The following is a 22,562-nucleotide window of genomic DNA, read 5'->3' as shown; positions in this document are numbered from 1 at the left end:
TGCATATGTTTAATTATAAAGGAAAAACAGTGGTAATCACCGGGGGCGCCAGCGGAATCGGGCGTGCCGCCTCGCTTGCTTTTGCCAGGCAGGGGGCTACCGTTCACGTGATAGAACTGAATGACAGCGGTTGGCTTTCCCTGCAATCAGAAATCAGTTCATCCGGACAAACTGCGTATATCCATTTCTGTGATGTCAGCAATCAGCAGGGGGTATTGGAAGTGTTCAGGTCTATCGGCAGGGTGGATGTGCTGGTCAACAACGCCGGCATTGCCCATGTTGGGAAAGTGACCAATACCAGCGAAGCAGATTTCGACAGGCTCTTCCAGGTGAACGTAAAGGGCGTGTACAATTGCCTGTTTGCAGGCATCCCGATGATGCAGGAGCAGGGTGGGGGCGTTGTGCTGAACCTTTGTTCCATTGCGGCTTTCGTGGGATTACCCGACCGTTTCGCCTATTCCATGACCAAAGGTGCCGTATATGCCATGACCCTCTCCGCAGCGCGCGATTATATCCATGACAATATCCGGGTGAACTGTATTTCCCCGGCACGCGTGCATACGCCGTTTGTGGATGGCTTTATTGCTAAAAACTATCCCGGGAAAGAAAAGGAAATGTTTGAAAAGCTTTCCGCCTCCCAACCCATCGGCCGGATGGGCACTCCCGAAGAAATTGCCAACCTGATGCTCTATCTCTGCTCAGACGAGGCCGCGTTTATCACGGGTCGCGACTATCCCATTGACGGAGGATTTGTAACATTAAATACCTGATATGAAACTGATAAGATTTGGCGATGCAGGAAAAGAAAAACCTGGTATCTGCCTGGATGGAAAATTCTATGACCTGAGTGCCTTTACACGCGATTATGATGAACAGTTTTTTGCTGAAGGCGGGCTGGAGAAGCTGCAGGAAATCCTGTCCGCACAACAGGGCCGGTTGCCCGAAATTCCAGCCGACACCCGTATTGGCGCGCCATTTGGCCGTCCGTCCAAAATCGTCTGCATAGGTCTCAACTATGCCGATCATGCCCGCGAAACCAATGCCATACCGCCTGCTGAGCCGGTTATCTTCATGAAATCCACCACGGCACTTTGCGGCCCCTATGATAAAGTAATGATCCCCCGCGACTCTGAAAAGACCGACTGGGAAGTGGAACTGGCCATCGTAATCGGGAAAAAGACTTCTTATGTGGAAGAGTCGGATGCAATGGAGTATGTTGCCGGTTTCTGCCTTCACAACGATGTCAGTGAGCGCGCCTTCCAACTGGAACGCGGCGGAACCTGGGACAAGGGCAAGGGTTGCGATACCTTTGCGCCGATGGGACCTTACCTGGTAACCCGGGATGAGATTACGGATATTGATAATCTTCGTTTATGGCTTACTGTTAACGGCCAGAAAATGCAGGATGGAAATACCAGTAACCTGATCTTCAATATTCCCTTCCTGGTTGCTTATACAAGCCGCTTTATGACCCTGCTGCCGGGGGATATCATCAGCACCGGAACACCGGCCGGGGTTGGACTTGGAATGAATCCGCAGGTTTACCTAAAGCCAGGTGACGTGATGGAACTGGGCATCGACGGACTGGGAACATCACGACAGGAAGTAGTGGCTTTTTCAAAATGATCAACAGACTGTATGCAACAAAAAGTATTACAGATACATACCAGGGACAATGTGCTGGTGGCTCTTACTGACCTTGCGAAAGGCACAGTCATACCTTGGGATGACAGGAACATCCTGCTGGTGGATGATATCCCCGCAAAACACAAACTGGCCCTCAGCGCACTGGAAACCGGGGATCCGGTTTATATGTACGGGGTTCTGGTAGGAAAGGCGCAGCAGCCTATACAAATCGGTGCGCGTATTACAACTGATAACCTTAAACATGCTGCGGAACCTTATGATTATCGCGGCACGCAGTACAGGTGGCAGGCGCCGGATGTATCAAAGTTCACTGGCCGGACCTTCAATGGGTATCATCGCAGCGATGGCAGGGTAGGTACAGCCAATTACTGGCTCTTTATTCCTACAGTTTTCTGCGAGAACCGCAACCTGGATGTGATCCGCGAAGCCCTCGTGAATGAACTGGGTTATGGGGTAACGGACAGGTATAAACGCTTTGCACATGAGCTGGCGGAAGCAGTGAGAAAAGGGGAGGACCTTTCCACTGTTTCACTGGGGCCTTCAGACTACCGGCAGGAAAGGTTATTTGCAAATGTGGATGGCATCAAATTCCTGAACCACCAGGGTGGTTGTGGCGGAATCCGGCAGGATTCAGCCATACTTGGGAAACTCCTGGCAGCCTATGCCAATCATCCCAATGTAGGCGGGGTAACGGTCCTGAGCCTTGGTTGCCAGCACTTGCAGGCCGCTGATTTTATGGCAGAACTCCAGGCCTGCAATCCGGCATTTGACAAGCCGCTGTATATTTTCGAACAGCAGCAATCACAGAGCGAACCTGAACTGATTAGTGAGGCCATCCGTAAGACCTTTGAAGGTTTACAGGAGATTAATAAAGTACAGCGTCGGCCTGCCCCGCTCAGCCAGTTGACAATTGGTGTGAAATGCGGGGGCAGTGATGGCTTTAGTGGAATATCTGCTAATCCGGCTGTAGGCTATTGTGCCGACCTGGTGGTAGCCCTCGGCGGTAAAATTTTACTGGCAGAATTCCCTGAACTGTGCGGGGCAGAGCAGGACCTGATTGACCGCAGTGTGAATGAAGCCACTGCACGTAAGTTCATGCACCTCATGCGATCTTACGACGCGCTGGCCCACCAGGCAGGTTCCGGATTTTTCATGAATCCATCACCAGGTAATATAAAAGATGGACTGATAACCGATGCCATCAAAAGTGCGGGCGCGGCCAAAAAAGGCGGCAGTTCGCCGGTAGTGGATGTGCTGGATTATACGGAGCCTGCCACCAAACCCGGACTCAGCCTGGTTTGTACGCCGGGTAACGACGTAGAGGCAACCACCGGTAAAGCGGCATCAGGAGCTACCCTGATCCTGTTTACCACCGGGCTGGGAACGCCTACGGGGAATCCGGTTTGTCCCACTATTAAACTGGCAACCAACACAAGCCTTGCCAAACGCATGGCTGATATTATAGACATCGATACCGGTCCGGTCATCACCGGAGAAAAGACCATTGCAGAAATGGGGGAAGATATTCTTGAATATTGTATCAGGGCTGCCAGCGGGGAAGTTATACCCAGGGCGGTTCAGCTGAATCAGGATGATTTTATTCCCTGGAAACGAGGGGTGAGTCTTTGATAAAAAAATAACAGGAAGGATTATCTTTAGTGTATAAGCAATTGCAATATGCGCATCATCCTTACTGTCATTCTATTCCTGCTGGTTTCGGTTATGCCTGCCCGTTCGCAGGACTATTCGCTTTTTGAAAAACGATCCTTTATCAGCAGCAGGGGAGACACCCTGCCGTATCGCATACTTTATCCCGAAAATTATGACCGCAGCATTAAATACCCGGTTGTTTTGTTTTTACACGGGGCCGGTGAGCGGGGCAATGACAATGAAAAGCAACTGGTGCACGGCGGCAAACTCTTCCTGGCAGATTCCAACCGGAAAAAATTTCCTGCAATCGTCATCTTTCCGCAATGCCCTGAAAACAATTACTGGGCAAGGGCAAAAATAAACCGGAATGTTACTCCGTATGAGATCGGCTTTGACTACACGGGTCCGGTCTCCGGTCCGCTCAATGCCGCGCTGGAACTGACCCGGCAATTGCTGTCGGAAGAAAGCGCTGACAAAAGAAGGGTTTATATAACAGGGTTATCTATGGGTGGCATGGGTACTTTTGAAGCCGTTTACCGGGCGCCAAAACTTTTTGCTGCCGCTTCGCCCATCTGCGGTGGTGGCGATCCAAAAGCCTACAACAAAAAGACCGCTAAAGTGCCCTTTCGGATCTTTCACGGTGCTGCTGATGCAGTGGTGAATGTGCAGTTGTCACGCGATATGGTGAACAGGTTAAAGGAATTGAAAGCAAGAAGGTTTTCCTATACAGAATACCCTGGTGTGAACCACAACAGCTGGGACAATGCATTTGCGGAGCCTGACTTCCTGGCCTGGTTGTTTTTGCAGAAACGTTAACATCCGCGCGACTAATGTCACCGAGTATTACCCTGCCAATGAAGAACTTAGGGTAAAATTTGACATATGAAAGCCTTTGCCGGTTGGATCCCCAAACTTATGTTATTCATGCTGGTTGCAGTGTTGCTGAATGCCTGCAGCAAGGATGATGATGCGCCGTCTGTTGTAGTGTTGTCCACTGTAGAAAAATCATCCCTTCAGTTCATGCGCGAAGAAGAAAAACTGGCCCGTGATGTGTACCGCTATCTTTACGAACTGCATGGAAACCTGATCTTCAGCAATATCGCAACGAGTGAACAAAGCCATATGGATGCTATAAAGCAGTTGCTGGTTAAATACAATATCACCGATCCGGTTGCAACTGATGTGCCGGGTATATTTGTCAACCAGGACCTCCAGGCTTTATATAATAAATTGATACTGGACGGGTCAAAAAGTGTGGTTGCTGCACTGACAGTTGGGGCAACCATTGAAGACCTGGACCTTTATGACCTGGAGAATGAACTGGATAAAGTCGCCAGCGCAGACATCATCCTCGTATACAACAGTCTCATTAAGGGAAGCCGCAACCATTTGCGGTCATTTTATGGACAATTGGTTACCTTAGGAGAGACATATACTCCTCAATATATCACCCAGGAGTATTTTGATTTCATCATAAACAGCCCTATGGAGCGAGGATAACGATATGAAAGCAATTCATGCCATAACGGGCTTTATATGTATCATGGTCGCAGGATGCGCCAGCCAGCCTGAAAGTGAAACAGTGAAACCTGATTATCTGAAACTGGGTGACAGCATTGCTGCTGCGAGTTTTGACAATCTCCGCACGGCCTTGCAGGCATCTGTTGCCAAGGATGGCCCGGAAAAATCCATTGGTTTTTGCCATGACAATGCCATGGCGCTGACTGGAAAGCTGGATTCAGATTCCATTCATGTTTACCGGGTGGCAGAACGCTATCGCAACCCGGCTAACCAATTGAAGCCGGGTGACCAGGTTGCCTGGCAGCAATATGTAACGGCCAAATCAAAGGGAGACAGTATATTCTCCACCATTACTGAATCCGATTCGGCAGTTGATTATTATAAGCCTATTTTGCTGCAGCCCATGTGTGCTACCTGTCATGGACAACCGATAACAAATATTCCGGAGAGTCTTGTAAGGGTCATTGATTCAGTTTACCCGGGCGACCTTGCAAAAGGATTTGCGCCCGGTGATCTCAGGGGTATGTGGCATATCAGGTTTATCAAACCCAAATCATAATTTCTGGGCCAGCATTCTCAGGACGGCAGCTTTTCCCTGGTGGAATTCACCTTCTTTCAGGGTGATTTCCTTTTGTTCGCAACTGATGATATGGAGGGACTGGAAATCGCTGCACAGGGAAGGGGCATCGTATAGCATGGAAAGATCCTTTGGGCCACCGCTATCAAACTGTAGTTGTTCTTTTGCGAAAGCTTCCAGAACAAGGAACCCGCCGGGTTTTATGGATTGAATAACCTGGTGGTGAAAATTTGTCCGGACGCCCGCCGGCAGGTGTACATAAATAAGACCTGCGGCATCAAATTGCTTTTCAGCCCTGAATTCACTGATATCTTTAATATCGTAATGTATCTGAACTTTTTCGGCAGCAGCCCATTCGAGCGCCTTGTCCCTCGCTACGGAACTATAGTCGAATGCATCCACTTCCCACCCTTTTTTGGCGGCATATACTGCATTACGTCCTTCTCCTTCGGCAGGTAAAAGGATGGTGCCCGGTTTATGCAAGTCAATAAACAGCTTAAAGAACTGGTTCGGCTGCAAACCATAAACTGTTTCATTTTCGGCATAACGCTGATCCCAGAACTGTTGCATTCTAATATTTTTTGCAAATTCAGTAATGTAATAATTACACATTGTGATTAGAGTCACGCAGGCAATCGTTAAGAAAATTTTAAGGAATTTTTCATTCAGGTGAAAATTTTTCCTCGACCGGAGAGCCTAACTTTGGCCAGTTTTCAACAAAGCCCGGACTGTACATGATTCCACCTTTAGCAAGATGGTTAAGGTTTTTTATTGGCATGATTTGTTTGGTGATGGTATCCCTGGGTACATCATCGAATGAAAAAGCCTGTGACAGTCATTTAGGGTACAAGGTGAAGGGATTTGAAATAAAGAATTTCACTAAATCCTGCGCCTACAATGACGGCCTTACTGTTGGCCAGCTTAGATTTGAATTCGGGAACTGGATTCCGGAAGCCATTCGCTCGGTAACCATCCGACTGGTCAGTCTTGCAAGTTCCCGTTCTGACTTTTTCCTCAGCGTACTTTATACAGCCACTCCTTTTGATTTCCCTATATACCAATTGCTTGATTTTAAAAGAGCACCTGATTTTGTCGGATTTCTGTTCCGGCTGAAGCCATTCTGATGATCGCCTGAAATATCTGAAAGCAGGCAAATAAATGAGATCATCTTAATCAATCGTAATGAACGTAAACTTCCGGGCGTCAGCGTGGATACTATCCCTATTTATTGTAGGCTGTAAAGCCAATACCGACAACAACAAGAAGCAGGAACCGGATGAAATTCCGGTTGTGCAACTGGCCAATTCTGATACGACTATCTATACCGGTTATGTGGCCGATATCCAGGCAATCCAGAATGTAGAAATCAGGGCCAAGGTAAACGGATTCCTTGAACAGATTCTGGTGGATGAAGGCAGTCATGTAAAGAAAGGCCAGCCGCTGTTTCTTATCAATGTGGCTGAATATACTAATGCGGTGGCCAAAACGGAGGCCCAGTTGTCCAACGCGCATGCCGAAGCGCATGCCGCGGAACTGGAAGTATCCAGGGTAAGAATCCTGACCGAAAAAAATGTTGTTTCCCCTTCAGATCTCAAACTGGCGGAAGCAAGGCTGATGGCGGCACAGGCCAAGGTGAAAGAAGCGCTTTCTGCCCATGACCTGGCCAACCTGCAACTTTCCTATACAGCCATCAAAGCACCGTTTGACGGTATTGTGAATCGCATACCTCTGAAGAGGGGAAGCCTAATTGATGCAGGTACACTACTCACAACAATCTCGGATAACCGTTCCGTATATGCGTATTTCAATGTGTCTGAAATTGAATACCTGCAACTGACAAAGGGTACAAGGGCTTCTTATACGGAGAATGATGCGGTTTCGCTGGTGCTGGCAGATGGTTCTGCCTATGCCCACAAGGGTCGTATTGAAACCATAGAAGGAGAGTTTGATGAAAGTACCGGTTCCATTGCCTTCCGGGCTACATTCCCCAATCCGGAGCGGATATTGAAGCACGGAGCTTCCGGAAGGGTTCGTCTGAGCAATGCTGCAAACGATATCGTAATGGTTCCGCAGAAAGCGGTGTTTGAAATCCAGGATAAACATTTTGTATACGTGCTGGACAAGAACAATCAGATCCGCCAGCGAAGTTTTCTACCATCGAGGCGCATTGCGGAATCTTATATAGTAGCCTCCGGACTGAATGCTGGTGATACCATCGTATATGAGGGTATCCAGAACCTGCGTGACGGTATGACCATCAAACCACTTTTCACCACTGTGAAGAAATAATCCTGTTCAATTATGGTAGAAATGTTTATCCGGCGGCCCGTGCTGTCGCTGGTGATCTCCTTGATCATAGTTTTATTGGGTGTACTGGCACTCTTCGGATTGCCGGTAACCCAGTTCCCTGATATTGTACCACCCTCTGTGGTGGTCAGCGCCAAATATACCGGCGCCAATGCCGAAGTGTGTGCCAAAGCCGTTGCCACGCCGCTGGAACGCGCCATTAACGGGGTTCCGGGAATGACCTATATGTCCTCTGTTTCAAGTAATAACGGTAACACCCTGATCCAGGTTTATTTTGAAGTGGGTACCGACCCCGACCTGGCCGCAGTGAACGTACAGAACAGGGTCACCACCATTCTGGATGAATTACCAGAAGAAGTAATCAAGGCGGGCGTAACCACAGAAAAGGAAGTAAACAGTATGCTGCTTTACCTGAACGTGATGAGCCGGGACCCGGCAGCAGATGAAGACTTCATTTACAATTTTGCCGATATCAATATCCTGCAGGAGCTCAAAAGGATCGATGGCGTTGGGTTCGCGGAGATCATGGGGCAGAAGGAATACTCCATGCGCGTATGGCTGAAACCTGACCGCATGCTGGCGTATAATGTTTCTGCTGATGAAATCATCCAGGCCCTTCGCAGCCAGAACATTGAAGCAGCCCCTGGTAAAGTGGGTGAAAGCTCGGGAAAACAGGTGCAGCCGTTGCAATATGTGTTGCGTTATACAGGGAAATTCTTTGAGCCTAAACAATATGAAAATGTGGTGATCCGCTCGCGTGAAGACGGATCACTCCTGCGTTTGAAGGAGGTGGCCGATGTTGAGTTTGGGGCCATGACCTATAGCATGGTGTCCAAAACGGATGGCCGTCCATCTGCCTCCATCATGTTGAAGCAAAGACCCGGTTCCAATGCGCGTGATGTGATCCAGGCGGTGAAAGACCGGATGGAAGAATTGAAGTCCACCAGTTTTCCGCCGGGTATGGAATTCAATATCGCCTATGATGTTTCGCGCTTTCTGGATGCCTCCATTAAAGAAGTATTGAAAACGCTCGTGGAAGCATTCCTGTTAGTGTTCGTGGTAGTATTCATCTTCCTGCAGGATTTTCGCTCTACGCTGATCCCCGCACTTGCCGTGCCGGTGGCCTTGATCGGCACCCTGGCTTTCATGCAGATGCTGGGTTTTTCCATCAACCTGCTTACCCTCTTCGCACTGGTTCTGGCTATCGGCATAGTCGTTGATAACGCCATCGTGGTGGTGGAGGCCGTGCATGTTAAAATGGAAACGGAGCACCTGCCGCCACTCGAAGCCACCATCAAGGCAATGAAAGAGATTACTGGCGCCATCCTCGCCATTACCCTGGTGATGTCTGCCGTATTTATTCCGGTTGCATTTCTGTCCGGACCCGTTGGGGTTTTCTACCGGCAGTTCTCTATTACACTTGCAATATCCATTGTGATTTCCGGTATCAACGCCCTGACACTAACGCCCGCGCTCTGTGCACTGCTGATGCGTCACGATGAAGTGAAAAGCCGTGGTTTGCTCGGACGGTTTTTTGCCGGTTTCAATAAAAGATATGATCAAACGGAACGCTGGTACGCCAGCCTGATCCGCAAAATAGCAGGCAGGAGGGTAGTGACCATCGCCCTTTTGCTGGCCTTCTGCGCGGCAACATTTGGTGTGACAAAAATCCTTCCCTCCGGTTTCATTCCGACTGAAGACCAGGGTATGATCTATATCAACGTTACCACCCCGCCGGGTGCAACCGTTGAGAGAACAGAAAAGGTGCTGGATGAGGTTCAGCAGGTGGCTTCATCACTTAAGCCCGTGGAAACAGTTGCCACTCTTGCCGGATTTAGTTTGATGAATGATGTGGCCGGTGCGTCCTATGGTATGGGAATGATCAACCTGAAACCCTGGGACGAAAGAAAGGAATCGGTGCAGGACATGATGGATGAACTGGTTGAAAAAACAACACATATCAAGGATGCGCGGATCGAATTCTTTCCGCCGCCAACCGTACCCGGATTTGGAAATGCAAGCGGATTTGAATTACGGGTGTTGGATAAATCAGGTTCCGGTGACCTGCAGAAAACTGCGGAAGTGACCAATGCTTTTATTGAGTCAATCAAAAAATCGCCTGTGATAGGCGGTGCTTTTACCAGTTTTGATCCCAGCTTCCCGCAATACCTGCTGCACGTCGATTATGATATGGCTGCCAAAAAGGGAGTGACAGTAGAAAATGCGATGAGCACACTGCAAACCCTGCTGGGAAGTTTTTATGCAACCAATTTCATCCGTTTCGGACAGATGTACAAGGTGATGGTTCAGGCTTATCCGCAATACAGAAAAAATCCCGAAGACATCCTGCAGCTCTATGTAAAGAACGATCGCGGCGAAATGGTGGCTTATTCAAATTTCGTGCAACTGGAAAGGGTTTATGGACCCGAGCAACTGACCCGTTACAATATGTACATTTCGGCAATGATCAATGGGGATGCAGCCCCCGGATTCAGCAGTGGTGATGCGATTGGAGCCATCCAGGCGGCAGGGGCCGAGCTGCCCCGTGGCTTCAGTTTTGAGTGGAGCGGCATGACCCGGGAACAGATACTTTCGGGTAACCAGGCAGTATATATATTCCTGATCTGTCTTGTCTTCGTCTACCTTTTGCTGGCCGCTCAGTATGAAAGTTTCCTGCTGCCGCTACCTGTATTGCTATCGCTGCCTGCCGGCATATTTGGTGCCTTTTTTGCCCTTTGGGCCCTTGGTCTTGAAAACAATATCTATGCGCAGGTGGCACTGGTGATGCTGATCGGTTTGCTTGGTAAGAACGCCATCCTGATTGTGGAATTCGCGATCCAGCGCAGGCAGGAGGGCCTGTCGGTGCTGGAAGCTGCCGTGGAAGGCGCAGCTTCGCGCCTGCGTCCGATCCTCATGACATCATTTGCCTTTATTGCCGGCCTGCTTCCATTGTGTATGGCAAGCGGGGCGGGGGCCATGGGAAACCGTTCCATCGGTACTGCTGCCGCTGGCGGTATGCTGATCGGAACCATTTTCGGTGTGGTCGTTATCCCCGGACTGTACCTGTTTTTCGCTTCCATTACAAAGAAACCAAATCCAAAATCAGAAATCGAAACCTTACAAATTGACGGTGATGCATAAACGAAAAAATATACTTTACTCCGCAGCATTGTTGCTGGTGCTGGGAATGGCGTCCTGCAGGGTTTCAGCGCCGCCATCCTTACCGGCGGGAAAACCATTGCCCGAGCAGTTTCCCGGCAGTTCCGACACTGTTTCTTCCGGAGAAACTCCCTGGAAACAATTTTACCATGACCAGCTGCTGAAAGACCTGGTAGATACAGTGCTGCTGAATAATCCCGACCAGGTACTGGCATTGCAAAGGGTTGAGATCATGAACCAGCAGGTATTACAGCGGAAGGCGGCATTCCTTCCATCCGTGAATGCGGTATTGTCGGCCGGACTTGACCGTTACGGCGACTATACCCTGAACGGAGTGGGTAATTTTGATACCAATTTATCTCCCAACATAAACAAGGACCAGAAGATTCCGGGACCGACCCCTGATTTATTCCTGGGGCTCAGGAGCCAGTGGGAGATTGACCTCTGGGGCAGGCTGAAGTCCCAGAAACAGGCCGCTGTAGCCCGATTCATGGCAGCTGAAAAGGGCAGGCAGTTCATCACCACCCAACTGGTAGCACAAGTGGCCTTGCTCTATTATGAACTGATCGCATTTGATAATGAACTGGAGATCGTTCGCAAGAATATGGAACTTCAGGCCAGGGCCCTGGAAGTGGTTAAGATCCAGAAAATGGGGGGAAGGGCAACCGAACTGGCAGTGCAGCAGTTTGAGGCGCAATTGTTTCGTACACAGGCCATGGAACTGGTGATGAAACAACAGATCGTGGCCATTGAAAATGAGTTGAATTTCCTGGCCGGAAGATACCAGGCGAAAATCGAAAGGTCCAGGCAATTACTGCATACACCCGCGCCGGCGCTGATTCCTGCAGGGATTCCATCGAAGTCATTACTGAACCGTCCTGATGTTCAGGAAGCTGAATGGATGCTGGTTGCAGCCAGGGCAGATATCAATGCAGTGAGGGCCGCTTTTATGCCGGCACTGACCATTAGTCCGTATGCAGGTTTAAACAGTTTCAATGCTGCCAGGTGGATCAGTCCCGAATCAGCCGCACTCGGTATCCTTGGAGGATTAACTGCCCCGGTATTAAACCGCAGGCAGCTGAAATCAGATTATAAGATTGCTGCTTCGAATCAGTTATCGGCATTCGCAATTTACCAGAAGACCATGTTGGGAGCCTATGCCGAGATCAGCACACAGATCAACGGATGGCGTAACCTGCGCCAGCAATTTGACCTGAAGGAAAAGGAGTTCATGGTTTTGTCTTCTGCAGTACAAACTGCCAATGACCTTTACCTGGGAGGGTATGCCAATTACCTGGAAGTGATCACAGCCCAGAAGGGTGTACTTGATGCCGAATTGGAACTGGTTACGATCCGCTTGAAAATGTTACAGACCAAGGTGGATTTGTACAGGTCTCTGGGTGGAGGGTGGAAGATGTGAAGCGCGAGGAGTGAAGAGTGAGGGGGACAGACATCCCCCTCACTTCTTTTCTTTTATTAAGAAAGAGCAGTGCGCACTTTTTCCAGCAATGCTTTTGTTTTGCGGATGCCCTCGTCTTCGCTAAGGACATCTCCTTCGTATTCGATGCCTACAATACCTTTAAAGCCTGAGTCCTTGACAATTTTCAGAATCTTCATATAGTCCGTTTCCTTTTCATTACCAGCTTCATCAAAATTGTTGGATTTGGCGCTGACCCCTTTGGCAAAAGGCATGAGTTCTGCCGTACCCTGGTAGCGGTCATAACTTTCCTGGCAGGTACGCCAGTTGGCAGGGTCTCTTTTAATACAGAAATTTCCGAAATCGGGCAGGGTTCCTACATTGGGCTTGTTCACCTGTTTCATAACACCAGACAACCAGGCTCCGTTGGAAGAATAACCGCCGTGGTTCTCCACAATGACATTAATACCTACTTTACTGCCGTATTCGCCCAGCCTGGAAAGCCCGTCAGCTGCGGCTTTGGCTACTTCTTCCGCGCTTCCCTTCCCTGCAGCATTCACCCTGATGGTGGCGCAACCCAGGTATTTGGCGGCGTCCACCCACCTGTAATGGTTTTCCACTGCCTTGATCCTTTCGGCTTCATTTAGGTTGCCGAGTTCACCTTCACCGTCAATCATGATGAGGTGATTTTTAACATCGTTGTCCTTACACCTTTTCAGCATCTCATTGAGGTAGGCCGTGTCATTGGCCTTATCCTTGAAAAACTGGTTTACATATTCCACGATACCAATTCCAAAATCCTTTCTTGCTTTGGCGGCAAAATCAAGGTTGTCCATTTGTTTGGCAAAAAGGGCTTTGTGCAGTGACCATTGTGCCAGTGAAATTTCAAAGAAAACCGGGGAGGCTCCGGAAGCTGCTGCAGCTTTGCTGCCAAGGCAGCCAATACCCGTGGCGCCAATGGCGAGTCCACTCATGAGTTTTAAAAAATGTCGGCGATCCGCTTGCATGTTGTTTCAGTTATGGTTGAATAATGGCAGAAAATTTACGAATAAAATTAATTGAATGGCCATCCTGGCCAGTGGGGGCAGGGTTAGGGCTGGAATAATTGCACACTATTCGATCATTCAGGGGAGATGTTGCCCGCGATCAGGGCTTTCTCCCTACCTTCGCCCATCGATGAAGCACCTCTCAGCACTGAATAAATATTTCTGGAAATACAGGTGGCGCCTGGTGATGGGTATCCTGTTCATTACCCTCTCCAACTATTTTCGGATCCTGGCGCCCCAGATTACAGGTTTTGTGGTGGATGCGGTGGAGAAGAACCTGCCGGGATACCATGCACGTAAGGAAGTACACGCCTACGACTTCCTGGTGAGGTATCTGGCTGATTTCACTTCCGGGAAAAGTTTTTCAACCCTCGTTATTTTATGCGGGATTACCCTGCTTGCGGTTGCCATAATCAGTGGATTTTTCATGTTCCTGATGCGGCAAACCATCATTGTGATGAGCCGCCACATCGAGTATGACCTGAAGAACCAGATCTACCGGCATTACCAGCAGCTGGATCTCAGTTTTTATAAACGGAACAGCACAGGGGACCTGATGAACCGCATAACCGAAGACGTGAGCCGCGTAAGGATGTATGTTGGTCCGGCTGTCATGTATTTTATCAACCTGGCATTTACCATCAGTTTCAGCCTTTATTACATGCTGAGGGCCAACTCCAAACTCACACTGCTGGTATTGTCGCCCCTTCCGGTGCTGGCCATTACCATATATTTTGTTAATACCGTAATTCACCGCCGCAGTGAGAAGATACAGTCTTTACTATCGGACCTTACCACAACGGCACAGGAGTCCTATTCCGGCATAAGGGTAATTAAATCCTTTGTTCAGGAAAAAGCGCAGCAATTGTTTTTTGAGAAAAACAGTGAGGCCTACCGTCAGCAAACCATTGGCCTTGCAAAAATGGAAGCCATTTATTTTCCATCCATGGCACTGATGATCGGTATCAGCACATTGCTGACCATCCTGGTCGGCGGCATCTATTCCATGCAGCCCGGTTCAGGCGTTACAGCTGGAACCTTAGCGGAATTCATCATGTATATCAATATCCTCACATTCCCGGTGAGTGCTATTGGCTGGACAGCCAGTATGATCCAAAGGGCCGCGGCTTCCCAAAAAAGGATCAATGAATTTCTGGATACGGAATCCCTTATCCGCCAGCCACAGGAGCCACTTAAACCGGAAATCAAAGGTGCTGTACGTTTTGAAAAGGTTGGATTTACCTACCCTGATACTGGCATCAAAGCCATCAGTGAATTTTCATTGTCGATTCATGCCGGTGAAAAAATTGCCATCATCGGAAGAACCGGCAGCGGTAAAACAACACTGGCCCAGTTGCTATTACGCATGTACGATACCGGGGAAGGAAAAATTGAAATAGATGGTACGGATATACGGAAAATGGACCTTCAGTACCTGCGACATAACATCAGCTATGTGCCTCAGGATGTTTTCCTGTTCAGTGATACCATCCGTAACAATATCGGCTTTGGGATGGAAAATGTTACGGAGGAAGCCATCCGCCAGGCCGCTGTTTCAGCCAGTATCAGCAGGGAAATTGAAGGATTCAGCCAGCAATACGATATGGTGATAGGTGAACGCGGCGTAACCCTGAGTGGAGGTCAGAAACAAAGAATCAGTATTGCCAGGGCATTGTTGAAAGATTCAGGGATCATCGTGTTTGATGACTGCCTGAGCGCGGTGGATGCAAAAACTGAAAAACAGATCATCGGGAACCTCAATTCCTTCCTGAAGGATAAAACCGCCCTCATCATCACACATCGAATCTTTTCACTTTTTTCATTTGATAAGATCGTTGTACTGGAAGATGGTAGAATTTCGGAAATGGGCACCCATGAAGAACTGATAAGGAATAACGGTTATTATGCCTGGTTATATGAACACCAGCAGGAGGAGCCTGAAGAGGATACTGATTTGCGGGATAAATAGGAGTAAACACTTAGACCCTATTAAAAGTTTTGTAAAATTTTGCTAATTCAATAACAAACCTATATTTGCTTCTACTTTAATCAGCACCTAAAGAAATTATTAACTGTAAAAAAACAACAACTGTGGCGTACGAGAATAACGACAAAAAGATGGAGAGCGTTTACAGTAAGCGCATCAGAGCAGGTAAAAGAAGGACTTACTTCTTTGATGTAAGAGCTACCCGTAGTAATGATTATTATCTGACCATTACCGAAAGCCGTAAGAAATTTGACGACAATGGTTATGACAGACACAAGATTTTTCTGTACAAGGAAGATTTCAATAAATTTTTGAAGGCATTGACTGAGGCGGTTGATTATGTAAAAACTGACCTGATGCCTGACTTTGATTTTGATGCGTATAACCACGACAACCTTGAAGAAGGTGGTGAGGGTATGGAAGTAATGGAGCAGGAAACTGTGGCTGTTGTTGCTTCTGCTCCCATTATTGCAGCACCTGAAGTTGACGGTGCCGCCAGTATTCCACCCACTGCCGGAAATGATGAAGAAGTTGATAAGTGGTAATTTGAACCAACCAATTGCTTAGAACCAGTGGCCTCCATTTTTGGGGGCCATTTTTTTGTTTATATGTGCTGAATCAAGCTGGATATTTTTGCACTAACTATTAAACAATTCTTTTAATTCAACAAAAACTTGAACGAATTGTTAAATGGATGCCTGCAATGGCTAAATTTGTGCAAATTTTAAACAGTAGCTGCGTATGCAATGGTCTGAATTCTTCACCTCGTCGGTTGGCAAGAAATTCGTAATGGGTCTTACCGGTTTATTCCTGATTGCTTTTTTGGTTGTTCACGTTGGCATCAACGCCACCATTTTTGCTGATCTTTTCGATCCTACTGAAAATGGCGCCATGTTCAACAAGGCAGCTCATTTTATGGGAGCAACGGTATTGATACGAATCATGGAAATCGGCCTTTTTGCCGGTATTATCCTGCACCTCGTTCAGGGGTATATGTTAGAAGCAAAAAACCGCAGCAGCAGATCCGTCGGATATGCTGTTGAAATGGGAAATAAAGGCAGCAAATGGTACAGCCGTTCCATGGGGCTGCTGGGAACCATCATCCTGCTCTTCCTGGTAATTCACCTCGCACATTTCTGGGTAAAGGCCCGCATTACACACACACTGGCACCGGTTACCTACAACGGTGTGGAGATGCATGACATGTTCACTGAAATGAAAATGGTATTCTCACAGTCCTGGGTGGTTATTGTTTATGTGGCCGGTTGCATCTCCCTGGCTTACCACCTCGCACACGGCTTCCAGAGTGCATTCCGCACTGTAGGCGTTCACAACAAAAAATACAACAGGATCCTGACCAACCTTGGTCTTTGTTTCGCGGTCATTGTGTCAGTGTTATTTGCACTGATGCCTATCGCCATGTTCCTGAAGTGGGTGGAATGAGATGGTGAATGGTGAATGGTGAATGCAATCAAAACTGATTCGGGAGAACAAAATATTTTTAATTGGCTTTTCCCGGCTAATTTCAAAATAAACGCTTCAATAGTCGATATATGCTCAACTCAAAAATTCCTGCGGGCCCTCTGGATCAGAAATGGACCGATTTCAAAGGGCATTGTAAACTGGTGAACCCCGCGAATAAAAGAAAGCTGGAGGTAATCATTGTGGGAACAGGCCTGGCAGGTGCGTCTGCTGCTTCTTCCCTTGGAGAACTCGGGTATAAGGTAAAAGCATTCTGTTTCCAGGATTCTCCCCGTCGTGCACACAGTATTGCTGCACAGGGAGGTATCAACGCTGCCAAGAATTACCAGAATGATGGCGACTCTGTTTTCCGTCTTTTCTACGATACTATTAAAGGAGGTGATTACCGTGCGCGGGAGGCCAATGTACACCGCCTGGCTGAAGTGAGTGCCAATATCATCGACCAGTGTGTTGCCCAGGGAGTGCCATTTGCACGTGAATACGGTGGCTTACTGTCTAACCGTTCATTCGGCGGAACCCAGGTACAGCGTACTTTCTATGCTGCCGGACAAACAGGGCAGCAATTGCTCATCGGTGCTTACCAGTCACTCGAACGCCAGGTAGCACTTGGTAACGTTGAGATGTATAACCGTCACGAAATGCTCGATGTGGTGGTGATTGATGGCAAAGCCCGCGGCATCATCGTCCGCAACCTGGTAACGGGTAAGCTGGAACGCCATTTCGGTCATGCCGTTTTGCTGTGTACCGGTGGTTACGGAAACGTTTTTTATCTTTCTACAAATGCCATGGGCAGCAATGTTACTGCTGCCTGGAAAGCCCATAAAAAAGGCGCTTATTTCGGAAACCCCTGCTTTACACAGATCCACCCCACCTGTATTCCGGTGAGTGGTGACCACCAGAGTAAGCTCACCCTGATGTCCGAATCACTCCGGAACGATGGTCGGATCTGGGTTCCAAAAGCCCAGGGTGATAACAGGAAGTCAACTGAAATTCCTGAAAACGAAAGGGATTATTACCTGGAAAGAAGGTACCCTGCTTTCGGTAACCTGGTACCCCGCGACGTGGCCAGCCGTGCTGCCAAAGAGCGTTGCGATGCCGGTTATGGCGTAGGCTCTTCAAAACAGGCAGTATACCTCGACTTTGCAGATGCCATCCAGCGTTATGGAAAAGGTGAAGTAAACAAACGCAATATCCAGGGTGCTACTCCTGAGATGATTACCCAACTCGGAAAAGATGTGGTTAAGGAGAAATACGGTAACCTTTTCGACATGTACGAAAAGATCACCGGCGAAAATCCATATGAAGTTCCGATGCGTATTTATCCTGCTGTTCACTATACTATGGGTGGCTTGTGGGTAGATTATGAACTGATGACCACCGTTCCCGGTTTGTATGCACTGGGTGAGGCCAACTTCTCAGACCATGGCGCCAACCGCCTTGGGGCATCCGCACTGATGCAGGGTCTGGCGGACGGATATTTCGTAGTTCCTTATACCATTGGTAACTACCTGGCAGATGAAATCCGGGTGTCAGCCATTCCAACAGATCATCCTGCTTTTGTGGAAGCAGAGAGAGAAGTGGCAGACAGGATCAATCACCTGATGAATGTAAAGGGTAAGCAAACAGTGGAAAGTTTCCATAAGCGCCTGGGTAAAATCATGTGGGATAAATGCGGAATGGCACGTAATGCCGAAGGATTGCAGCAGGCAATTGAAGAGATACGTCAGCTCAAGAAGGAGTTCTGGTCCGATGTGCGCATTCCCGGTGAAGTAAATGAAATGAATCCTGAACTCGATAAAGCCAACCGTGTGGCTGATTTTATCGAACTGGGAGAACTGATGTGTATCGATGCATTGAACCGCAATGAAAGCTGTGGTGGTCACTTCAGGGAGGAAAGCCAGACCGAGGAAGGTGAGGCCCTGCGCGATGACATAAATTTTTCCTATGTGTCTGCCTGGGAATTTGCCGGTGAACACAACTGGAACCTGCATAAGGAAGAGCTGGAATTTGAGGTGGCAAAACCAACCCAGCGTTCATACAAATAATAAAATATCAAACCATATTCAATTATGGAACATTATAACATGAACCTCACCCTGAAGGTGTGGAAACAAAAGAATAGCCAGGATAAAGGACGGTTTGAAACCTACCAGGTGAAGAACATTTCTTCAGAAATGTCGTTCCTTGAGATGTTTGACGTACTTAATGAAGAACTGATCCGCGAAGGAAAAGAGCCGATCGCATTTGACCACGATTGCCGTGAGGGGATATGTGGCATGTGCTCCATGTATATTGATGGCCGACCCCATGGACCCTGGCATGCCAATACAACCTGCCAGCTTCATATGCGTGCCTACAAGGACGGTGATACCATCGTCGTTGAACCCTGGAGGGCCAATGCTTTCCCGGTGATCAAGGACCTGATGGTGGATCGTAACGCATTGGATCGCATTGTGCAGGCAGGTGGTTATATTTCTGTAAATACCGGTAATGCGGTAGACGCCAATGCCATCCCTGTTGAAAAGGATAAGGCAGATGCATCATTTGCAGCAGCAGCCTGTATCGGTTGCGGCGCTTGCGTGGCTGCCTGTAAGAACAGTTCTGCCATGCTCTTCCTCTCTGCAAAAGTATCACACCTGGCATTGCTGCCACAGGGTGGCCCTGAGCGCAAGAGCCGCGTGCTTAATATGGTTGCCCAGATGGACCGCGAAGGTTTCGGCGCATGTACCAATACCGGTGCCTGCGAAGCTGTATGTCCCAAGGAGATTTCCATCAGTAATATCGCCCGTTTGAACGCCGAATATATCGGTGCGGGATTGGTATCGGAAAAATAGTCCGTGATTTGAGCCTGGTATTTCAGGGCGAAAAAATTCATTACAGGAAAAGGTCAATAGGTATACGGCTGACTGCCGAATCCTGTTGACCTTTTTTGGCATTAACTTCCCGATTCCCGCAGCCTCTGTCTCAGATCCAATGCGTACCCCTGCATTTACTTTTCTTCTGTTCTTTTTTGATTTCTTTTTTTTCTGCTTTCTTTTCCGTGGCTTTTTTTCCTGAATCCTTACGAAGGCTTGCCAACGCTACGGCAGCGCCGAGGGCCACCAGCAGTACAACAATTAAAACCTTTTTCATATTAGGAAAATTTATTACGTAAAAGGTAAGAAATTTCCATGAAGTTTGAGGCTGGCTTTTTGAGATTGGTCTCCGGGGCCAGGTATAAACATCCAGGCTTAAACCTCAAATTTTGTCTTACCTTTGCGCCTCGAAAAAGGAAGATAAATATGATCTCAGTTAATAATGTGACCCTCTCGTTTGGTAAACGTGTATTGTTTGATGAAGTAAACCTCAATTTCATCAAAGGCAACTGTTATGGTGTGATCGGAGCCAACGGTGCAGGGAAATCAACTTTCCTGAAGATCCTGGCTGGTGAAATTGAGCCCTCCAAGGGGTCAGTGACCATCACACCCGGCGAACGTATGGCGGTACTGCGACAAAACCATTTCGCCTTCGATGAGGTTACCGTTCTGAATACAGTTTTGATGGGTCACCAGAAAATGTGGGAAGTAATGCAGGAGCGTGATGCCATCTATGCCAAGGAGGATTTCAGCGAAGAAGACGGCATGCGCGCAGGTGAACTGGAAGGTGAGTTCGGCGAGATGGGTGGTTACACTGCTGAAAGTGACGCCGGCAGTATGCTGAGTGAACTGGGGGTTCCTGAAATGTTCCACCAGAGCCTGATGAAAGATATTCCCGGTAACCTGAAGGTGAGGGTGCTGCTGGCACAAGCGATTTTTGGAAACCCCGATATCCTGTTGCTTGACGAACCTACCAACGGGCTGGACATTGAAACCATTTCATGGCTTGAAAACTTCCTGGCCGATTATGAAAACATTGTACTGGTAGTATCCCATGACCGTCACTTCCTGGATGCTGTTTGTACGCACGTTGCCGACGTGGACCGTCAGAAGATCAAAATATTTACCGGAAACTATACCTTCTGGTATGAGAGCTCCCAGTTGATGAGCCGCCAGATCAACGACAAGAATAAGAAAACTGAAGAAAAACGGGCAGCCCTGATGGAGTTCATTGCGCGATTCAGTGCCAACGCCTCCAAGTCCAAGCAGGCTACCAGCCGGAAAAAAGCGCTCGAAAAACTGACCATAGAAGAGATCGAACCTTCCAATCGTCGCTATCCGGGTATCATTTTCCAGCCCCAGCGCGAGGTTGGCAACCAGATTCTGAACGTAGAAAAACTGGGATCATCTGTAGACGGCCGTGTACTTTTCGACAATGTCAGCTTCAGTGTGAACAAGGGGGATAAGATCGCTTTCCTGAGCAGGGATCCGCTTGCTGTGACCAATTTCTTCGAAATCATCACCAACCATAAACAGGCCGATAAGGGTAAATACGAGTGGGGAACCACCATCACCAGCGCTTACCTGCCCCTCGAAAACAATGAGTTTTTTAAAGAGGGACTATCTCTCCTGGAATGGCTTCGACAGTACGTACCTGCTTATGTAACTGACGCGGACGAACCCTTCCTGCGTGGTTTCCTGGGTAAAATGCTGTTCAGCGGGGATGATATCTCGAAGAAAACCAATGTCCTCAGCGGAGGTGAAAAAGTACGCTGCATGATCAGCCGCATGATGCTGCAGGGGCCCAACCTCATCATGCTCGACCAGCCAACCAACCACCTGGATCTGGAAAGCATCCAGAGTTTCAACGAAGGCTGCCAGAACTTTCCTGGTATCGTACTGATGACCTCCCATGACCATACATTCATGCAGACAGTCGCCAACAGGGTAATAGAACTGACCCCGAATGGCATCATCGACCGCCTGATGAGCTTTGATGAATACCTGGAAGATGATCGCGTGAAGCAGTTGAAAGCTGAAATGTATGGCGATAAGGTAATGGCCTGATGGTGTATTTATAGCCTGTAGCTGAATCCCAGTTGTATACCACCGAAGTAATCACCCACGCGTGCCTGGAAATAACCGGTGTACCGGTACATTGTAAACTGAAAAGTATTGTTGACATACATCGGTGTCAGGTTTCCCTGGCTTAAAGAGGTATTGCTCAACCGGTGAATACCTGAGCCTACCGCCAGCTGGTAACCAAAACGGAATCGGGGATTGGATGGTTTGAACACCAGTTCGGTAAAACCACCAATGGTCACAGGTGTATTTCGTTTATCGGTATAGGTTATGACACTGTCGGGTATCTGTTTTCTCACATCCAGGTATTCGCCGAACTCCCTGCCCAGGCTGGCTTCAATCCCAAGAATCCGCCATTCGAGTTTGCGGCCAAGCACCAGCGTGTAGGTTAGTCCGCCATTAATCCCAACAGATCCGGTGAACTTTCTGCCGCTAGGTCCATTATATTGAAAAATGGTATCCTGCCATGGCTCATACCGGTAGTAATAATTATAATAACTGGAAGGGTCGATCCGATAGAAACCGGCATGCGCATGCGCTCCGAGGAATCCCTGGAAATTACCCATGGTTTTCGCATGATGAAATTTCAGCTGTCCGATGGCCAGTCCGTCGGACCAGTTATCGTTTCCAAAGCCGTGAGTGGAAGCGAGGCTGATATAATTGGCAGAGCGGGTTGAATCAGTAATGACCGGCATAACGTGGTAGCTGTTCTGCAGGTTGGTGTAAGGGCTGCGGAAGACCGATTTCCTGACGCAGGATGTATGAAAGAGAATTGCTGCCAGCACAAACAACAGGGGCAAAAGGTTTTTAAGGCGCATCCTCCCTTGACAAG

Annotated in this window: 20 protein-coding genes; 16 read left to right on the top strand and 4 right to left on the bottom strand. The window is 48.3% G+C overall.

The annotated features are described in order from the left end of the window. Nucleotides 1–5: 5 nt before the first annotated feature. The 6 genes from BC349_RS02170 (at nucleotide 6) to BC349_RS02145 (ending at nucleotide 5,377) form a co-directional block, all read left to right on the top strand. On the top strand, nucleotides 6–770 hold the full coding sequence (locus BC349_RS02170) for an SDR family NAD(P)-dependent oxidoreductase (RefSeq protein WP_187255109.1): 765 nt from the start codon (nucleotides 6–8) through the stop codon (nucleotides 768–770). Between the two features lies 1 nt (nucleotide 771). Further along, the gene (locus BC349_RS02165; protein WP_187255108.1) at nucleotides 772–1,626 is read left to right on the top strand and encodes a fumarylacetoacetate hydrolase family protein; all 855 of its coding nucleotides are present in this window, start codon (nucleotides 772–774) and stop codon (nucleotides 1,624–1,626) included. A gap of 12 nt (nucleotides 1,627–1,638) precedes the next feature. After that, nucleotides 1,639–3,276, top strand: a complete 1,638-nt coding sequence (locus tag BC349_RS02160) for a UxaA family hydrolase (RefSeq protein WP_187255107.1) — start codon at nucleotides 1,639–1,641, stop codon at nucleotides 3,274–3,276. A 48-nt stretch (nucleotides 3,277–3,324) separates the two neighbouring features. Further along, on the top strand, nucleotides 3,325–4,113 hold the full coding sequence (locus BC349_RS02155) for a carboxylesterase family protein (RefSeq protein WP_187255106.1): 789 nt from the start codon (nucleotides 3,325–3,327) through the stop codon (nucleotides 4,111–4,113). Between the two features lie 66 nt (nucleotides 4,114–4,179). Continuing rightward, complete coding sequence (locus tag BC349_RS02150) at nucleotides 4,180–4,797, top strand: DUF2202 domain-containing protein (protein ID WP_187255105.1); 618 nt, start codon at nucleotides 4,180–4,182, stop codon at nucleotides 4,795–4,797. A gap of 4 nt (nucleotides 4,798–4,801) precedes the next feature. Continuing rightward, nucleotides 4,802–5,377 (top strand): c-type heme family protein, encoded by a 576-nt coding sequence (locus BC349_RS02145; RefSeq protein ID WP_187255104.1) that lies wholly within the window; start codon nucleotides 4,802–4,804, stop codon nucleotides 5,375–5,377. Here BC349_RS02145 and BC349_RS02140 read toward each other — a convergent pair. Next, nucleotides 5,372–5,965 carry a class I SAM-dependent methyltransferase gene (locus BC349_RS02140; protein WP_187255103.1) on the bottom strand — a complete coding sequence of 198 codons (594 nt, stop codon included), beginning with the start codon at nucleotides 5,963–5,965 and terminating at the stop codon, nucleotides 5,372–5,374. The genes BC349_RS02145 and BC349_RS02140 overlap by 6 nt on opposite strands. Before the next feature lie 164 nt (nucleotides 5,966–6,129). On the opposite strand from BC349_RS02140, the gene BC349_RS02135 reads away from it, so the two are divergent. Genes BC349_RS02135 through BC349_RS02120 form a run of 4 tightly spaced genes read left to right on the top strand, consistent with a single transcriptional unit; the run spans nucleotide 6,130 to nucleotide 12,281 of the window. Next, the gene (locus tag BC349_RS02135; protein WP_187255102.1) at nucleotides 6,130–6,519 is read left to right on the top strand and encodes a hypothetical protein; all 390 of its coding nucleotides are present in this window, start codon (nucleotides 6,130–6,132) and stop codon (nucleotides 6,517–6,519) included. Nucleotides 6,520–6,577: 58 nt separating this feature from the next. After that, nucleotides 6,578–7,684, top strand: a complete 1,107-nt coding sequence (locus BC349_RS02130) for an efflux RND transporter periplasmic adaptor subunit (RefSeq protein ID WP_187255101.1) — start codon at nucleotides 6,578–6,580, stop codon at nucleotides 7,682–7,684. 12 nt (nucleotides 7,685–7,696) lie between these two features. Further along, complete coding sequence (locus tag BC349_RS02125; RefSeq protein WP_187255100.1) at nucleotides 7,697–10,843, top strand: efflux RND transporter permease subunit; 3,147 nt, start codon at nucleotides 7,697–7,699, stop codon at nucleotides 10,841–10,843. After that, the gene (locus BC349_RS02120) at nucleotides 10,836–12,281 is read left to right on the top strand and encodes a TolC family protein (RefSeq protein WP_187255099.1); all 1,446 of its coding nucleotides are present in this window, start codon (nucleotides 10,836–10,838) and stop codon (nucleotides 12,279–12,281) included. Before BC349_RS02125 ends, BC349_RS02120 begins: the two co-directional genes overlap by 8 nt. 56 nt (nucleotides 12,282–12,337) lie before the next feature. On the opposite strand, the gene BC349_RS02115 is transcribed toward BC349_RS02120, so the two are convergent. Next, on the bottom strand, nucleotides 12,338–13,285 hold the full coding sequence (locus tag BC349_RS02115; RefSeq protein WP_187255098.1) for a sugar phosphate isomerase/epimerase family protein: 948 nt from the start codon (nucleotides 13,283–13,285) through the stop codon (nucleotides 12,338–12,340). A 169-nt stretch (nucleotides 13,286–13,454) separates the two neighbouring features. Between BC349_RS02115 and BC349_RS02110 the strand changes: the two genes are divergently transcribed. From BC349_RS02110 to BC349_RS02090, 5 genes are all read left to right on the top strand, one after another. Continuing rightward, the gene (locus BC349_RS02110) at nucleotides 13,455–15,293 is read left to right on the top strand and encodes an ABC transporter ATP-binding protein (RefSeq protein WP_187255097.1); all 1,839 of its coding nucleotides are present in this window, start codon (nucleotides 13,455–13,457) and stop codon (nucleotides 15,291–15,293) included. A 122-nt stretch (nucleotides 15,294–15,415) separates the two neighbouring features. Continuing rightward, a complete protein-coding gene (locus BC349_RS02105) occupies nucleotides 15,416–15,856 on the top strand; it encodes a DUF3276 family protein (protein ID WP_187255096.1) in 441 nt (146 codons plus the stop codon). Between the two features lie 196 nt (nucleotides 15,857–16,052). Further along, a complete protein-coding gene (locus BC349_RS02100) occupies nucleotides 16,053–16,754 on the top strand; it encodes a succinate dehydrogenase cytochrome b subunit (protein WP_187255095.1) in 702 nt (233 codons plus the stop codon). 110 nt (nucleotides 16,755–16,864) lie between these two features. Then, nucleotides 16,865–18,838: a fumarate reductase/succinate dehydrogenase flavoprotein subunit gene (locus BC349_RS02095; protein ID WP_187255094.1), complete on the top strand. Its 1,974-nt coding sequence runs from the start codon at nucleotides 16,865–16,867 to the stop codon at nucleotides 18,836–18,838. A gap of 24 nt (nucleotides 18,839–18,862) precedes the next feature. After that, on the top strand, nucleotides 18,863–19,627 hold the full coding sequence (locus BC349_RS02090; RefSeq protein ID WP_187255093.1) for a succinate dehydrogenase/fumarate reductase iron-sulfur subunit: 765 nt from the start codon (nucleotides 18,863–18,865) through the stop codon (nucleotides 19,625–19,627). Nucleotides 19,628–19,757: 130 nt separating this feature from the next. Here the strand turns inward: BC349_RS02090 and BC349_RS02085 are convergent, their stop codons facing one another. Further along, entirely contained in the window at nucleotides 19,758–19,925 is a 168-nt protein-coding gene (locus tag BC349_RS02085) for a hypothetical protein (protein WP_187255092.1), read from the bottom strand. Between the two features lie 149 nt (nucleotides 19,926–20,074). Between BC349_RS02085 and BC349_RS02080 the strand changes: the two genes are divergently transcribed. Further along, nucleotides 20,075–21,715 (top strand): ABC-F family ATP-binding cassette domain-containing protein, encoded by a 1,641-nt coding sequence (locus BC349_RS02080; RefSeq protein WP_187255091.1) that lies wholly within the window; start codon nucleotides 20,075–20,077, stop codon nucleotides 21,713–21,715. An 8-nt stretch (nucleotides 21,716–21,723) separates the two neighbouring features. On the opposite strand, the gene BC349_RS02075 is transcribed toward BC349_RS02080, so the two are convergent. Beyond that, nucleotides 21,724–22,548 carry a hypothetical protein gene (locus tag BC349_RS02075; RefSeq protein WP_187255090.1) on the bottom strand — a complete coding sequence of 275 codons (825 nt, stop codon included), beginning with the start codon at nucleotides 22,546–22,548 and terminating at the stop codon, nucleotides 21,724–21,726. Between the last annotated feature and the right edge of the window lie 14 nt (nucleotides 22,549–22,562).

This window comes from Flavihumibacter stibioxidans, from assembly GCF_014332695.1.
Taxonomy (GTDB): Bacteria; Bacteroidota; Bacteroidia; order Chitinophagales; family Chitinophagaceae; genus Flavihumibacter; species Flavihumibacter stibioxidans.
This window is presented reverse-complemented; position numbering and strand designations above follow the sequence as displayed.